Annotated in this window: 15 protein-coding genes and 1 pseudogene; 3 read left to right on the top strand and 13 right to left on the bottom strand. The window is 42.4% G+C overall.

What is annotated here, in order from left to right; translation table 11 throughout:
* Window positions 1-42 precede the first annotated feature (42 nt).
* The 4 genes and pseudogenes from FDP09_RS14635 to FDP09_RS24035 all read right to left on the bottom strand — a co-directional run bounded on the left by FDP09_RS14635 (window position 43) and on the right by FDP09_RS24035 (window position 4055).
* A complete protein-coding gene (locus tag FDP09_RS14635; RefSeq protein ID WP_137403380.1) occupies window positions 43-1677 on the bottom strand; it encodes a glycoside hydrolase family 43 protein in 1635 nt (544 codons plus the stop codon).
* 78 nt (window positions 1678-1755) lie between these two features.
* Window positions 1756-2751 (bottom strand): pectinesterase family protein, encoded by a 996-nt coding sequence (locus tag FDP09_RS14630; protein ID WP_137403379.1) that lies wholly within the window; start codon window positions 2749-2751, stop codon window positions 1756-1758.
* Between the two features lie 77 nt (window positions 2752-2828).
* A pseudogene (locus FDP09_RS14625) lies at window positions 2829-3872 on the bottom strand (glycoside hydrolase family 88/105 protein); the annotation flags it as partial.
* Between the two features lie 15 nt (window positions 3873-3887).
* Entirely contained in the window at window positions 3888-4055 is a 168-nt protein-coding gene (locus FDP09_RS24035; RefSeq protein WP_229683383.1) for a hypothetical protein, read from the bottom strand.
* 736 nt (window positions 4056-4791) lie between these two features.
* Between FDP09_RS24035 and FDP09_RS14620 the strand changes: the two genes are divergently transcribed.
* From FDP09_RS14620 to FDP09_RS14610, 3 genes are read left to right on the top strand one after another with little or no spacing between them, the layout of a single operon-like run.
* Window positions 4792-5838 carry a LacI family DNA-binding transcriptional regulator gene (locus FDP09_RS14620; RefSeq protein WP_137403378.1) on the top strand — a complete coding sequence of 349 codons (1047 nt, stop codon included), beginning with the start codon at window positions 4792-4794 and terminating at the stop codon, window positions 5836-5838.
* A gap of 40 nt (window positions 5839-5878) precedes the next feature.
* Window positions 5879-7324 carry a glucuronate isomerase gene (uxaC, locus tag FDP09_RS14615; RefSeq protein ID WP_137403377.1) on the top strand — a complete coding sequence of 482 codons (1446 nt, stop codon included), beginning with the start codon at window positions 5879-5881 and terminating at the stop codon, window positions 7322-7324.
* Between the two features lie 16 nt (window positions 7325-7340).
* On the top strand, window positions 7341-8756 hold the full coding sequence (locus FDP09_RS14610; protein ID WP_137403376.1) for a tagaturonate reductase: 1416 nt from the start codon (window positions 7341-7343) through the stop codon (window positions 8754-8756).
* Window positions 8757-8841: 85 nt separating this feature from the next.
* Here the strand turns inward: FDP09_RS14610 and FDP09_RS14605 are convergent, their stop codons facing one another.
* The 9 genes from FDP09_RS14605 to FDP09_RS14565 form a co-directional block, all read right to left on the bottom strand.
* A complete protein-coding gene (locus FDP09_RS14605; RefSeq protein ID WP_137403375.1) occupies window positions 8842-9345 on the bottom strand; it encodes a hypothetical protein in 504 nt (167 codons plus the stop codon).
* Window positions 9346-9352: 7 nt separating this feature from the next.
* Complete coding sequence (locus tag FDP09_RS14600) at window positions 9353-10006, bottom strand: hypothetical protein (protein ID WP_137403374.1); 654 nt, start codon at window positions 10004-10006, stop codon at window positions 9353-9355.
* A gap of 221 nt (window positions 10007-10227) precedes the next feature.
* Window positions 10228-10824 carry a hypothetical protein gene (locus FDP09_RS14595; RefSeq protein WP_137403373.1) on the bottom strand — a complete coding sequence of 199 codons (597 nt, stop codon included), beginning with the start codon at window positions 10822-10824 and terminating at the stop codon, window positions 10228-10230.
* Window positions 10778-12082 (bottom strand): hypothetical protein, encoded by a 1305-nt coding sequence (locus tag FDP09_RS14590; RefSeq protein WP_187328679.1) that lies wholly within the window; start codon window positions 12080-12082, stop codon window positions 10778-10780. The genes FDP09_RS14595 and FDP09_RS14590 overlap by 47 nt, the downstream gene beginning before the upstream one ends.
* A gap of 19 nt (window positions 12083-12101) precedes the next feature.
* Window positions 12102-12392: a hypothetical protein gene (locus FDP09_RS14585; RefSeq protein ID WP_137403371.1), complete on the bottom strand. Its 291-nt coding sequence runs from the start codon at window positions 12390-12392 to the stop codon at window positions 12102-12104.
* A 370-nt stretch (window positions 12393-12762) separates the two neighbouring features.
* Window positions 12763-13002, bottom strand: coding sequence for a hypothetical protein (locus FDP09_RS14580; protein WP_137403370.1), 240 nt, complete (start codon window positions 13000-13002; stop codon window positions 12763-12765).
* A gap of 103 nt (window positions 13003-13105) precedes the next feature.
* Window positions 13106-13504, bottom strand: coding sequence for a hypothetical protein (locus tag FDP09_RS14575; RefSeq protein ID WP_137403369.1), 399 nt, complete (start codon window positions 13502-13504; stop codon window positions 13106-13108).
* Complete coding sequence (locus tag FDP09_RS23820; protein ID WP_187328678.1) at window positions 13504-14730, bottom strand: hypothetical protein; 1227 nt, start codon at window positions 14728-14730, stop codon at window positions 13504-13506. The genes FDP09_RS14575 and FDP09_RS23820 overlap by 1 nt, the downstream gene beginning before the upstream one ends.
* Before the next feature lie 18 nt (window positions 14731-14748).
* A complete protein-coding gene (locus tag FDP09_RS14565) occupies window positions 14749-15039 on the bottom strand; it encodes a hypothetical protein (RefSeq protein WP_137403368.1) in 291 nt (96 codons plus the stop codon).
* Between the last annotated feature and the right edge of the window lie 290 nt (window positions 15040-15329).

The following is a 15329-nucleotide window of genomic DNA, read 5'->3' as shown; positions in this document are numbered from 1 at the left end:
CTGCCGATTGCCCTTAAATCAAATAATCTGTAGATGCTGATATCACTTCGTAAACCTGAACCAGTCCACATCTGCATAGCCGGAATCGTTGATCTTGTCCTCACGTACTGCAAACAAGCCTACTTTAGCACCGATCCATTTTCCAGGTACCGCCGTAAAACTGTCATCGATGGATGTAAACCGCTTGCCATCTTCGCTATAGGCAAACTGGCAGACCCCTCCTTCTTCCACGGTCACCCGTAATTGTACCGTATTGTCCGTCAGTTTTGTGATCACCGTTTCCGTCTCCGGCTGCCCATGCTCTGCATCATCGCACTCCACATATTTTAGATAGATCCCGTCTTCCGCACTTTCCACCGCCAGATAGGCATAGCTCATCCCCATCACTATAAACCCTACCTTTTCATTTTCCAACTTTTCGTTAGGGTAAAAGGTCAATTCGGTGGTAGTGGTGAATTCGTCGGCAGGAAACTTCTGCAAAAGTAAGTTTGATGCTGCCCACAGGTTTTCGGCATCTTCAGGAAGCTGGTCTGTGTACAGCCGGAGCATCCCTTTCGACGGATTGGCAAACGCCCAGGTAGCTTTTGGATTTGCATGCCACTGCCACTGAACACCGATTTCGTTCCCGTCAAATTCATCCGAATCATCCACGGTGGCCACTGGATAAGTCTTGCCTACATCGGGTTTCTTATAGCGCATCACTGGTTCTCCGGTACCATCCCCATCTTCGTCTTTCCCCATGGTGGGCCAGTCATTTTCCCAGGTCATTGGCTGCATGTGCACGATACGGCCATAAGCTTCCTTGTCCTGGAAGTGTACAAACCAATCCTCACCACTTTCGAGGCTGACCCAACCACCTTGGTGGGGACCATTGATATCCGTAGCGCCTTGTTCCAATGAGATATGCTCTTCATAAGGCCCATAGGGATTTTTGGAACGGAGAATCAATTGCCAGCCCGTGGATACCCCGCCTGCCGGGGCAAAAATGTAATAGTAGTCGTTTCGTTTATAAAACTTCGTGCCCTCAACCGTTGGCTGGTCCTCATGGCCATCGAAGACAATTTTACCTGTTCCGGTGGTGGTAGTACCGTCAGCACTCAGCGGTTTTACGACCAAGATACTCTTGATCCCGGCACGGCTTCCCGCAAAAGCGTGCGACAAGTAGGCCTTGCCATCCTCGTCCCAAAGGGGACAAGGGTCGATCAATCCTTTACCGGCTTCCACTAGTACAGGGTCTTCCCACTCACCTGTAGGGTCATCGGTTTTCACCATATAGATACCAAAATCAGGATCGCCCCAATAAATGTAGTATTCCCCCTCATGGTACCGGATTGCCGGTGCCCAAACACCATCGCCATGCTGCGGGCTGCTAAAGTGGTCCAAGGGCACCTGCCTGTCCAGTGCATGCCCCACAAGCTCCCAATTCACCAAATCCTTGGAATGCAGAATCGGCAGCCCCGGAGCCACATTAAAACTCGAAGCGGTCATATAAAAATCATCGCCGACCCGACAGAGGTCCGGATCCGAATAATCTGCATGAATGATGGGATTGATATAAGTACCATCTCCTTGGTCTGCTACCCAAACGGATGAGGGACTGTTATCTTGGGCAACTACCGGCACAGTCGTTCCCATGCCGAAAGCTAATCCGGCCAATAATGGTCTTAATAGTTTCATGAAGGGTTATTTTTGGTTATAAGTGAATTTATTATTGAAATTGGTAAGGAGCCCCGAAAACGCCTATTTTTATCCTATTCATTCTGAAGTAAATGCTGTTGGATTCCAATTGTCTTCGCCTCCCAGTACATTGGCTACAGTATAGGCTTTTCCAATATCTGGAGTAAGCTGCCAAGACCACATGACCCTGTCATCCGGGGCAGCACCAGGGCCATATGAGCGGAACTCTGCATAGAAACAATTTTCTTCAGCAGAGGGCTTTCCCCAATTGTGCCATCCTTCTGGTTTTATGTGTGCTCCCATTTCACAGCTGATAAATACCGTCTGGGCATAATCCCGCCATGGCCTTCCGAGATAGACACTTTTCTCAGGAGCATCACCGGTCAGTTTGCATTTGATGAATACAAATCCATGCAGGGTTTCCTTTTCTGTAGAGGCTGCGGTAATATAACTTCCTCCGTCCTTAGAGTATATTTCGCACTCGTCAAACACCGCCGTGGACCAGCCGAAAATAAAGTCCGTTGTGCCTTCGATATAGCAATTTTTATAATACTGCCTACTGCTTTTTCCATGGGGGTAGAGCGTATCCTGATACCCCAAAAACCGACAGTTTTCAAAAATCACCTTATCACCATCAACCCTCACTGCCACCGCCTGACCTACAGGACCAGAAGAATTTTCGAAAGTAATGTTTCTGGCCAAAAAACCATCCCCAAACACAAAAAAAGAACTGGAGCCAGTAGTGCCCATTTCCTCACCGAATTTATTTTCCTTGGAGGCATAATCATCGTACGTAACAATGGTTTCCGAGGGATCTTTGCCGACCAAATGCACATTTGTCTTAGTAGATGGCAAGGTCAACTTTTCTTTGTATTTACCTGGTTTTAGGTAAATTTGGGTCACAGATTTCCTGAAATCTGGAATGCTGTTAAATGCTTCTTGGATCGTGGTAAAATCGCCCGAACCATCCTTGGCTACGGTAATGTCGTACTGCTGTGCCATAAGCACTGAAGACACCAAAACAAAGAACAGGACGAAAGGGTACTTAAAGTAGGCTATTGCATTTCTTGACATAGGGCAAAGGTTGCGGTCTATTGTATGTTGATTTTAAGCGTGTATGGAAAATAATGATTTTTAAGCAGTATTGCCTACTACAACGCTTCATTTTGTAAAGATGCCAGAATAAAAGGTCCTACCCCTTTAGGGTCATTGTCTCTTTGGGGCTCGCTGATATAATATTCGTAAGATCCATCACGGTACGGATCCCCTCCCAATCCGGCCACGGCACAGACATTGGTAATGCTGATTCCTCCATCGGCATCTTCCCTAATAAATTCATTTAATAATCCCTTGTATGCCTTTTTACCGTGTTCAAGGTATTTTTGGTCCAAGTAACCCTTCCTAACTCCTTTCAGCAAAAAATACGTAAACATACTGGAACAAGATGACTCCAAATAATTCCCTTCACGGTCTCCTTGATCCACCACCTGGTACCACACACCGGTCTCATCTTGATAGCGAATGATGCCTGCAGCGATTTTCTGGGCTACTCCAATGATCATTTCCCTTTTAGGATGATCTTCTGGTAGGTAATCCAGTACATCTACCACGGCCATGCTAAACCACCCTATACTTCTTCCCCAGTAGTTCGTAGAAAGGCCTGTCTCTGGATCAGCCCACTTTTGTTCTTTGCTTTCGTCCCAAGCATGGTGGTACAATCCTGTTTCCTCACTGTAACCATACTTGTCCATTAGGAAAATTTGGTTCGCCACATCGTCGAATAGTGCCGGCTCATCAAATGCTGCTGCATAACGTGCCAGAAATGGAGAGCCCATGTAGAGACCATCCAGCCACATTTGGTGCGGATAGCGCTTTTTATGCCAAAATCCTCCTTCAGAAGTCCTGGGATGCTCACGCATCTGATCACGAAGCTCGTCGATGGCCAGTTTATATTTTTCCACTTTCGTCTCCTCGTACAATCCAATCAGAAACCTACCTCCATTTACCCGGTCAATGTTATAGTCACTTTTTTTATAAGTCTTGATTGCACCATCGTTTTCGACCATAAAGTCTGCGAAGTTCACAATGTAATCGAGGTATTTTTGATCATTTGTCTCATCATACACTTCCTCCATAGCCGTCATGACCAACCCATGGGTATATTCCCATTTGGGTTTTTCATTGAAATCCAAGGTCCAGCCTTCAGGATTTCACTTGATTTCTGAATCTGCCATCCAAGTGGAGTATGGCTGTTGTTCATTTTTTACCTGGACCGTCTCATCAGTATCGGAAGATTTATTGGATGAACAGGAAATAAGGGTAAAGACTGCCACTATTACAAGTATGTTCAGTAGCTTTTGGTTGTTAAGCTTTAACATAAGACAAAAGGTTAAATTATCAGCTTTGGTAGTAAAACAACGTTTTCCCAAGGGACACTTTCCATTGGATCAAGAAAAATAATGAGTGTGCTCACTTCTTACAGGTACGGGCTTACATGTCATCTTATGACGATGCAACAGGTTAAAAATTTGCAATGCCCAGGCGTTCATTCTATCGATAAGGTAATTCATCATTATTGGGTTTTATTGGTTAATTGGTCTATGCCAATGCTTTCGTTTTGGATCGGTTGAAAAGTCCCCCTCAAGCGAAGGGGACATTTCACATCATTAACCCTAAACTAATTACATTCAAAACAAATTCAAGGTTGCCGTCTAACATCTCCGGCTGTAAAGTTCTATTACCGCACATTTCAAACTGTTAGATTGAGCAATCGATTGCATATTTAATTATTTTTTTTCACACATTAAAATTTTATCCTTAATATTCCCTAAAATAATTTCAAAAAGTAAGGATTGAAGGTTATAAACCATCATTATACTTCAAATCAAGCATTATCCCATAAAAAAATATTCTGGACATTACTTGGCTAGAATTCAAATAAAAAACTATATTGCGCAAACGATTACATTATATTTTAGGACAAATACGGACTAAAGCTACAACCCTTAATAACCGAAAAAAGCCAAAACAAGCATTTAGCGCCCAAATAAGACATTTACCATAATTTGAAAGAATTGTCTTACATTTGAGGTTTTGGCAACCTGTTTAGAAAAAATGAATAAGAGAAAGAAGGCAACGATTCATGATATAGCTTCTAAGTTAGGCATTACTGCCAGTACCGTTTCTCGTGCACTGAATAACCACCCGAGGATAAGTGATGCCACCAAAAAGCTGGTCAATAAAACTGCGAAGGATATTAATTATCAACCGAACAATATTGCCGCAGCCCTCAGAAATGGCAGAAGCAGGCTGATCGGGATAATCGTCCCCACAGCCAATAGGAATTTCTTCTCTTCAGTAGTCAGGGGCATTGAAGAAATAGCCAATCAGCTTAACTATAAAGTGATCATCAGCCAATCGTACGAAAACTTCGAGCAGGAAGTTCAGATTGTGGACACACTTCTCAGCGCCCGTGTAGATGGCATCATCATGTCGATCGGTAAAAACACGGAAGATTTCGAACACCTGGAGCGTATAGTAGAAAAAAGCATTCCTTTGGTATTGTTTGATAGAATCACTGACGATGTAGAAGTTAACCAAGTAGTCATTGATGATTATTTGGGAGCGTACAAAACCGTAGAACATCTCATCGAGAATGGCTACAAGAAAATTGCCCACTTCACCAACCCCCGAAAAATCAACATCTACAGTGAAAGGCTTAGAGGTTATACAGATGCCTTACGAGACAATGGTATTCCGTTTGACAAAAACCTGGTAATAGAAAGCAACATGCAATTGGAAGACGGGCAGAAGTCCGTACTGAAGATGCTCGACGAGCGGTTGGAGTTTGATGCAATTTTTTCTTCAAGTGACTATGCCGCGATGGGAGCTTTGCAAATGCTCAAAGAGAAGGAGATCAGCGTACCTGAAGAAGTTGGATTGGCTGGGTTTGGAAATGAACCTTTTACCTCCTTCACTACTCCTTCCCTCACCACCGTGGATCAGGTAAGTATTCCGATGGGAAATGTGGCGGCAGAATTGTTTTTCGAACTTCTCAAAGCCGATCCAAAGAAGTACGTTCCGCAAAAAACCGTGCTCAAGCCAGACCTGATCATTCGGGAATCCTCTACCCGGAAGGTAAGTCAACCTATAGAAAAATAATATTAGACCTTTTGAAAATACATAAAACACACAAAAGCACATGTTGGACGAAGTGAGCAATCGATTGCGCAAAACTAAAAAAACCTTCTTATCAGAAGATTTTCTATTGCAAAGTGAATTTGCACAGGTTCTTTACCATGACTATGCAAAAGAACTTCCTATCATAGACTACCACTGTCACCTGTCTCCACAGGACATCGCCGAAAACAGGACATTCAAAAACCTTACAGAGATCTGGCTCGCCGGAGACCATTACAAGTGGCGCGCCATGAGAACCTTGGGTATTGACGAAAAATACATTACAGGAAAAGGATCAACTGACCAGGAAAAATTCCAAAAGTGGGCCGAAACGGTTCCTTATACCTTGAGAAATCCACTTTACCACTGGACTCATTTAGAACTAAAACGCTATTTTGGTATCGATGAACTGCTGGGGCCGGATACGGCAAATGACATTTACCAAAAAGCAACGGACATGCTCCAACAATCCTCCCACAACACCAGAGGGCTTTTGGGCCAAATGAACGTCGAAACGGTTTGTTCTACAGATGATCCTACCGATAGCTTGGAATACCATGTGAAAGCAAAAAAAGATGGAATACAGCCAAACCTTTTTCCAGCCTTCAGACCGGACAAAGCCTATGCGGTGGAAAATCCAGCCGATTACATGGCCTATTTGGAAAAGCTCCAAGAAGCCAGCGGCGTGACCATCAGCAAATATGGAGACCTCTTGGCAGCATTGGAAAATCGGATTGCGTTCTTCCACGAACACGGCGGAAGGCTCTCCGACCACGGCCTAGAACAGCTTTACTTCTTCAAAATGGGCCAACACAGTGCTGAAGACCTCTTCCAAAAACTATCTGAGCAAAAACCATTAACCGTAGAAGAAACCCAGTATTTCAAGTTTGAGACTTTGCTGCACCTCAGCCACATGTACCACGCCAAAGGCTGGACACAACAGTATCACTTGGGAGCCCTTAGAAATACCAATGAACGGATGCTCAGCATCTTGGGACCCGATACAGGATTTGATTCCATTGGCGACTTCAGCCAAGCCGAAGCCATCGCCAAATTTCTCAACCAACTGGACAGCACGGACCAGCTGACCAAAACGATCCTTTATAACCTGAACCCGCGAGACAATGAAGTCCTTGCCACTATGATCGGCAACTTCAATGATGGCTCCATAAGGGGAAAAGTACAATTTGGCTCGGGCTGGTGGTTCTTGGACCAAAAGGACGGCATGGAAAAGCAAATGAATGCCCTATCCAATATGGGACTGCTGAGTTGCTTTGTAGGCATGCTTACTGACTCCAGAAGCTTCCTTTCCTTCCCCAGACACGAGTATTTCCGCAGGACACTTTGTAACTTGATCGGCAAAGATGTGGAAAACGGCGAATTGCCTGCTGATGAGAAATGGCTGGGTAAGATTGTCAGTGACATTTGCTATTACAATGCCAAAAATTATTTTGAATTTGAACAATAGAAATTCTCGATAAACCATGAAAACACTGAACAGACAAATTGTCGATGGAATTACCGAAAGACCTATAAAAGTCCTCCAATTTGGAGAGGGCAACTTCCTAAGGGGCTTTGTGGACTGGATCATCGATACCATGAACGAAAAAACTGACTTTAACGGCGACGTGCAGTTGGTACAGCCCATCCAACATGGATTGGGTAAAATGATCAATGACCAAGAAGGCCTGTACCATGTGCAGCTCAGCGGCATCCAAAAAGGCGAGGCCAAAGAGGAAACCCGCCTGATCACCTGCGTTAGAGGAGTGGTCAATCCTTATGAGAGCTATGAAGCTTACCTGAAACTGGCCGAAAACCCAGATCTCCGTTTTGTGGTATCCAATACCACGGAAGCAGGTATTTCGTACAATCCAGCAGATGATGATCGAGAAAAACTACCCAGTTCATTTCCGGGTAAATTGACCGCTCTCCTTTATAAAAGATTTGACACCTTTAATGGAGACAAGGCCAAAGGGCTTCACATCATCCCCTGTGAACTGATCGATAAAAATGGCGCCAAGCTAAAAGAGATCATCCTTCAATATGCAGCCCTATGGCAGCTACCCAATGGCTTTATCCAATGGATCAATGAGGCCAACACCTTCTCCAACACCCTAGTGGACCGTATCGTCCCTGGATTTCCAAAGGAGACCATTAAAGAAATTCAAGAAAACATTGGGTACGAAGATAATTTGGTGGTAAAAGCCGAACCTTTTCACCTGTGGGTGATCGAAGGACCAGATGCAGTCAAAGCAGAATTTCCTGCTGAGGAAGCTGGACTCGACGTGAAATTTGTCAAAGACCAATCCCCATACAGGACCAGAAAGGTAAGAATCCTCAATGGCGCCCATACTTCGTTGGTGCCCGTAGCTTACCTGCATGGGCTGAGAACAGTAAGGGAATCAGTAGAAGACCCAGTGATCGGGCCATTCCTGAACGAAACCATCCAAGGTGAAATCATCCCCACGCTGGACCTTCCCAAAGAAGAGCTGGAGCAGTTTGCCAATGACGTGATGGATCGGTTCAAGAACCCATTTGTAAAGCACCTTTTGAGTAGCATCGCCTTGAATTCCATCTCTAAGTTTAAGGTAAGGGTATTGCCTTCTCTTTTGGAATATGTGGACCGAAAAGGCCAGTTGCCACCCAATTTGGTCCGCTCGCTGGCTGCCCTGATGGTTTTCTATAAAGGAAGCTATAATGGCGAAGCCACCCCAGTACAGGATGATGAAGAAATCGTCAATTACTTCAAGACGATCTGGGAAAGTGATGATGTCGACCAAGTGGCAAACGAAGTCCTTAAAAACATCAATTTCTGGGATACCGACCTCACCAAAGTCGAAGGCCTCCAAGCTGCCATAGCGGAGCAGTTAAGCCAACTGGTGGACAAGGAAAAAGTATAATTGATAAACCTCTAATATTAGATTTAGAAAGAAAAAGGAAGCCGAATTGGCTTCCTTTTTCTTTAATATGCCCTAATCTTGCCTGTTAGAAAACAACAGTTTCTATTCCGTCTTCAAGCTCCTTCTTGATTGTGGATGCATCCCGATAAAAATTAATAAACGGGATATAACCCTGGGGCTGTACCAAGAGGGAAGTACCGTCTTCGAATTTTAACAGGATATTGTTCTCATACACCTTACCCACACTCTCTTCCACAAAATGATATAGTGAAAGATGCTTGACAGTAAGGTCGCTTTCAAACTGTAAATGAAAACCAAACGGGTTTATGGATCCAACTTTTGACTCACTCAAATAGTCTCTTTTTAATGGCAGTCTCTTGACAATTAAATCATAGGTGTCATCTACTCCTAGTTCTTTACAGTTATACAATAAAGAAAGATGAAGAGGTTCCATATCTTGCTTCCATAAACGCCACTCCATTTTGCCTTCCAGACAAAATCTTCCACTCTCATATAACGTACCTGCCAGTGCACTAATACCATTAATCCTTCTGCCCTTTATTTTCTTTAACGGCTTAATGTCTACCATAATATTTTCAATCCAATAATCTGTATTTTGCTATATTTTTTCCATTCTTGTAAATATCCACAGTCGCTCCAGCAAATTTTGAAAAGGGTCTTCTCGTGTATTTAAGCCCATTATAGTGTAGATTGAATATTTCAGGATGTGAGAAGGCTTTCCATGTTGTCCCTGTAGCTTTTTCCATTTTGGCCATAAACTCAGTCCTTTTCAATCCCAATCTGAATTCGATCAGTTTTTTACGGGTGGAAATGGTCTCAAAGGTTACCTGGGTAATTTTAGGTACCTTTATACTTTTTATGGCATTGAAGAGATCAGTCCCCCATTTTGAAGTTAAAACTGCAGACAGCCCTTTAAGCGCAATATCTGAAACAGAATTGAACAGTGCCAATTCTATGAAGGGCTTGGCTGTTCTAGCAACTACTCCCAATGTTGCATTAAAATACTCATTTATAAGATTAGTATAAGTATCACTAACAAGTTTATTGATCTCATCTACATCCCCAACAGTAAGCCCTGGGGTTTTTAGCAGCTCCTCCACCACCTCAGCAAAATCCCTGCCTCCATGGGTCTTGAGGTAATCCAACTGGGCTTTCCGTTTTGCCTCTGGATCCTTAATACTTTCGATATAACGCTGTAAATTCTCTTCAGGAGATGTTGGTTTATACACAGCCCCTGGCTGATGGTAACACTGGGAACCATAATACTCCGATCATAGAGCCCATAAAATGAATAAACAACACTATCGATATTGGCCATGTTACAATTCAAAGATAAATCGTCCGAAAGATCCTGAACGGTTGTAGGTTGTGCTTTGCAGCTAAATAAACTAAAACAAGCCAAAAGAATTGCTAAATAGATCTTCATTTCTTCAGCCTGTTATCATTCCTGTTAAGTTATGGAAACAAAGACAGTAGATAACTTTTCCCATTTATTATTGTGTTTTACGAAAATATAAATGTAGGAAGCTCCATTCATCCGCTTCAGGGTACTCCAGCTGTAAAACAAAAAAGCATATAAATTTCCTTTTGAATCTTGTTGGAAGATAGGAAAAGTAATTCTTTCTAATCTCCCAGTGCCAGTGTGTTCATACCTTAGTTTACTTATTTTCAACTGTTTCCTATCAAGGTGGACATTTTTTAAGTTTTTCAATTTATGATCCAGCTCCATACGTTGCGATGCATTGAATATCGTATCAAAATCCAAATACCTGTCCATCTCTGTGATTACACTTTCCTTGCGGTTATTTTCATTTATCATATTATAATCCATCATCCCATAAATACTAGGGTGATCAGCTTTCAATGTCTTATAAAACAATCCATTGTCAGAAAGTGAAAGTAATTTGATCACTTCGTACTCTAGGTCATTCTTCGTTTCATTTTTCATTAACAAAGGGGAAGTGGCACACGCTGTCATTAATACTATCAAAAGGAATAAATTAATTACATTTATCACCTTTTGCTTTCCGGTTTCCAGTTGCTTCATTTTCTAAAATTTCTAATATTTTATTTCTTTCCCAAGAATTGGGGAAATTGGCTTTAAACGCTTCGGTCATTGGACCATCTTTTCCATGATGTGTTAACCCTCCCCATGCCATTGCTTCAAAATAGTCCCATGATAAACCACCACCGCCTTCTGAACTATCCCACCTACTTAGAGATGTAGCCACAGCATGAATATACGCAGGCATAAATTCATGATGAAGCACATCTGAATCTGTAATACCATGATTCATTCCATATTGTCTGATAGCTGCAAAAGGATCCTCAAATGTATTGGTATATTGTTCATAAGATAAATAAGCATGAATTGACTCATGGATCATTGTTCGAACTATAGAAAGCTTAGTTGCCCTTTCAAGATAATTATCACTTAATGTTGTAGTTATCTCATACTTACCTGTATCCTTATTCTTCACCGCAAAACTTGTAGAATTACCTTCAACATCTTTATTCGTTATTGTATATTTAAATTTATTTGAATATTCAAATAAATCAAGAATTGCTTGTGCAAAATCATCAGCTTCATCCGGTACAGATGGCAACTGTGGTAAATTATTTTTAAGATAGTTAAAAAGCCCAAAAGCGCATGGATCGGTTAATTTATTGTCTAATTCATATCTCTCCCCCGGCTGTGGAAAACAAATATCATGAAAAGAATTCATGCATGGGTTCTTCAACTGATCTTCTATTTGCGAAATATTATCGTAGGATGGAGTTTGTCCCGAAGTACCCCCACCGTTTGGTGGGGGGCCGGGTGCTGGAGCTGTTGCTGGAAACCAACACGATTGCACATACGTAGATTGTGGGCCAGTAGCCAAACCGCCATATAAAACCCCTCGGTCATAATATAGTTGTGATTGATATGGATAATCAATCCAGTAACCTGTACAACTACTCCATGAAGATTCCGATTCGTTTGCGTTATCCTTTATTATCTGGTATTCGGACTTTTGTAAGACCTTTCCATCTTCTATTTTGAAACCATTCGCATGCTCTTCACCATACCCATATACATCCACCGTTCCGCTCCAGCCATCTGCCAGCATACCGTAGTTGATTTCGTCAAAGGCCTTTACGTCGGCTTCCTTGGCCGGGTAATAGCGGGCGATAAGGATATCATAGCCCCCGCCCTGCCGCTCGATGAACAGCATGTTCTGGAGTACCTTCTTATCAATGTCCTCTTCTCCAAGCGCCTCCTTTACCGGTCGGGGGATGACATACTGCCGATTTTTCAGGGACACCTCATAGACCTGTCTCCCGTCAGGAAACCGAAAGCTGTGCATGTCCCCCCCAATCCGGCAACTTCTCTATAAACGGAGCAAAGAAAGCATCCGAATTTTCTTCCCGGGCATTGGCATTTCCCTTTTTACTTTGCCGGTTCAGTTCAGCTTCATGCTGCTCAAACCAGTCCTTTACCTGTACGGCTTGCTGCGTCGGGATTTCTTGGGCCGTGCCCACGGACTGTGGGGCCATTTCTTCCTCATTGACCGTCTGGCATCCCGCCATATAGACCAATACAATCAATACACTGAGTAATAGGTGCTTTTTCATTGTAAAATTAGTTTAAGGTCAAACAATGATGGGTTCTATGAGCTGCATTCCATCAATTTCTTATTCAAGAAAAAAATAGAAACAAAACAATAAAAGATAAATTTAATAAATATTAAAATTTACTATTGAAAAATACATAATTACGTAATTTAAACGTGAAAAAAGATATTTTTACTAGTAAAAAAACAAAGCCACTGATAAAGGGAGTCAAATGAATGATCGTCTCTTTATCAGTGGCTTTTTTATAAAACTTGCTTTGCAAAGTCGAAGTATCCGGACGGGGATTACAAATCCCTACTATCTGGGCTCGGGACTGTAACTCCGGAACAGCTAAAGAAAAAGGAAGCTGAATTGGCTTCCTTTTTTCATTTCAATCTCTAACTTCTTCCCGTGCTCTTGCTAATATTTTGGAATAATTACTACTAAATGTCTCAGTAACTTCTTTTTCCAAACACGCTTCTATATCCCACAGAATTCGCTTTTCGGATTGGTCTTGAAACGAATCACTTCTATCATCTTGATTAAACCGCGATACCCGTTCGAGGAAAACAATCGCTTCATCTTTAGATAACTCTAATATTACTTTTTCATATTTTTTTGCAGATTCCATAACTATAACTCTCCATGTTTTAAAACATTATGTATTTGTGTTGAATTTAGCTTCCAGCCACTGATGAATGGGCCAAAATTCTGCTTTTATGGCACTTTTATAGCTAAAGGCGCTCCTTTAATTCATTTTCCAACTCTATCTTTCTCCTGAAGTATAGTTTTAATGCACTTTCTTCTCGATCAACTATTTTTTGATAGTGGTTCTTGTCAAACACCAACTCATAATAGCCCCAAATGGCTTGCACATACGGATACATTTTATCAATTTTTGAATACGGCTTAAAATACCACTCCTTAGACAATTGATTGTCAGTAATATCAAATAGTTCTTTGGGATAAAACCCTGGCATCCCATTTTCATCTATAAAATAATACAACTTTTCGACATTGATCATAATGCCCATAACTAAATATTTCTTTTGTAGTTCTAAGCCATAATCAAAGTCTGAAGGTGCACCTTCAGGAAGGTCATCAGGATCATTATATTTACATAGTACTTTCATTATTGTCCAATAAATTTAAAGTCGTCAACATTGATAATTTTACCGTTTTTGAACTGAGCATTAAAATGTATCTCTACTCCATGAGCATTTTTATTTGACATTTTAATCCACCCTTTCCAACGAGGATCACTTAACGGTTTCAAATTTGGTATTGCTTTTCCAAGTGCCGAGGGGTTAGACATAACTTCCTTCATGGCGAATTTCTCGGTAACATTCTTTGCTATAGTCCTACCAGTTGAACCCAATCCCAAAGGTATCAATAAATCCGATCCTGTCTTGGTTGCCAGCTTTGAAGTCAAGCTAAAAACTCTATTTCTAACAGTCGAGGAAATATCCGCTGAAGCGAGGAACAATATCTGAGAAAGGTTTGCCGGACTGAAGATCGCCATTATGAACTTGCCCTTCTGCTGCTGGTAAATCTGCTCGACAAGCTTATTGATCTCCGAGACATCCCCAGTTGTCAGCCCTGGGGTTTTTAGCAGCTCCTCCACCATCTCAGCAAAATCCCTGCCTCCATGGGTCTTGAGGTAATCCAGCTGGGCTTTCCGTTTTGCCTCTGGATCCTTAATACTTTGGATATAACGCTGTAAATTCTCTTCAGGAGATGTTGGTTTATACACAGCCCCCGGCTGATGGTAACACTGGGAACCATAATACTCCGGACATGTGGGGTCAGGCATTGCCGGATCCGAGCCCCATGTGGATCCTGGGCCTCCGCTGTATCCTGTCTGTCCAGGCGTAGGATTCCAAATTGTATGCAAACCCTCGTTATTCGAATGGAAATAGTCATCACATACAGTAACATATTGGGATTGGCTACTTCCTACACCACCAGGTATCGGATAGTACGGAAAATCCACCCATTGACCTGTGCAAAGCACAGTACTGGCACTGGCCATTTCTGATTCACTGCGTACAGGACGCATACGGGCCGCATTCACCACTTGTCCATCCACTATCATAAACCGTTTCGCATGCCCCTCGTCATACCCATATACATCCACCGTTCCGCTCCAGCCTTCTGCCAGCATGCCGTAGTTGATCTCGTCAAAGCCCCTGACATCGGCCTCACTGGCAGGGTAATAGCGGGCGATAAGGATATCATAGCCCCCGCCCTGCCGCTCGATGAACAGCATGTTCTGGAGTACCTTCTTATCGATACCCTCCTCTCCAAGTGCCTCCTTTACCGGTCGGGGGATGACATACTGCCGATTTTTCAGGGACACCTCATAGACCTGTCTCCGTCAGGAAACCGAAAGCTGTGCATGTCCCCCCCAATCCGGCAACTTCTCTATAAACGGAGCAAAGAAAGCATCCGAATTTTCTTCCCGGGCATTGGCATTTCCCTTTTTACTTTGCCGGTTCAGTTCAGCTTCATGCTGCTCAAACCAGTCCTTTACCTGTACTGCTTGCTGCGTCGGGATTTCTTTGGCCGTGCCCACGGACTGTGGGGCCATTTCTTCCTCATTGACCGTCTGGCATCCCGCCAGATAGACCAATACAATCAATACACTGAGTAATAGGTGCTTTTTCATTGTAAAAATAGTTTAAGGTCAAACAATGATGGGTTCTATGAGCTGCATTCCACCAATTTCTTATTCAAGAAAAAAAACAAAAACGAAATAATAAAATATAAATTGAATAAATATTAAAATTTATTATTGTAAAAACTAAAATAACGTAATTTTAATGTAAAAAAGGTGTTTTTACTAGTAAAAAAACAAAGCCACTGATAAGGGGATTCAAATGAATGATCGTCTCTTTATCAGTGGCTTTTTTATAAAACTTGCATTGCAAAGTCGAAGTATCCGGACGGGGATTACAA

Origin of the sequence: Echinicola rosea (assembly GCF_005281475.1) — a bacterium.
GTDB lineage: Bacteria > Bacteroidota > Bacteroidia > Cytophagales > Cyclobacteriaceae > Echinicola > Echinicola rosea.
The sequence above is the reverse complement of the archived record's forward strand: the minus strand, read 5'-3'. Positions and strand labels throughout refer to the sequence as shown.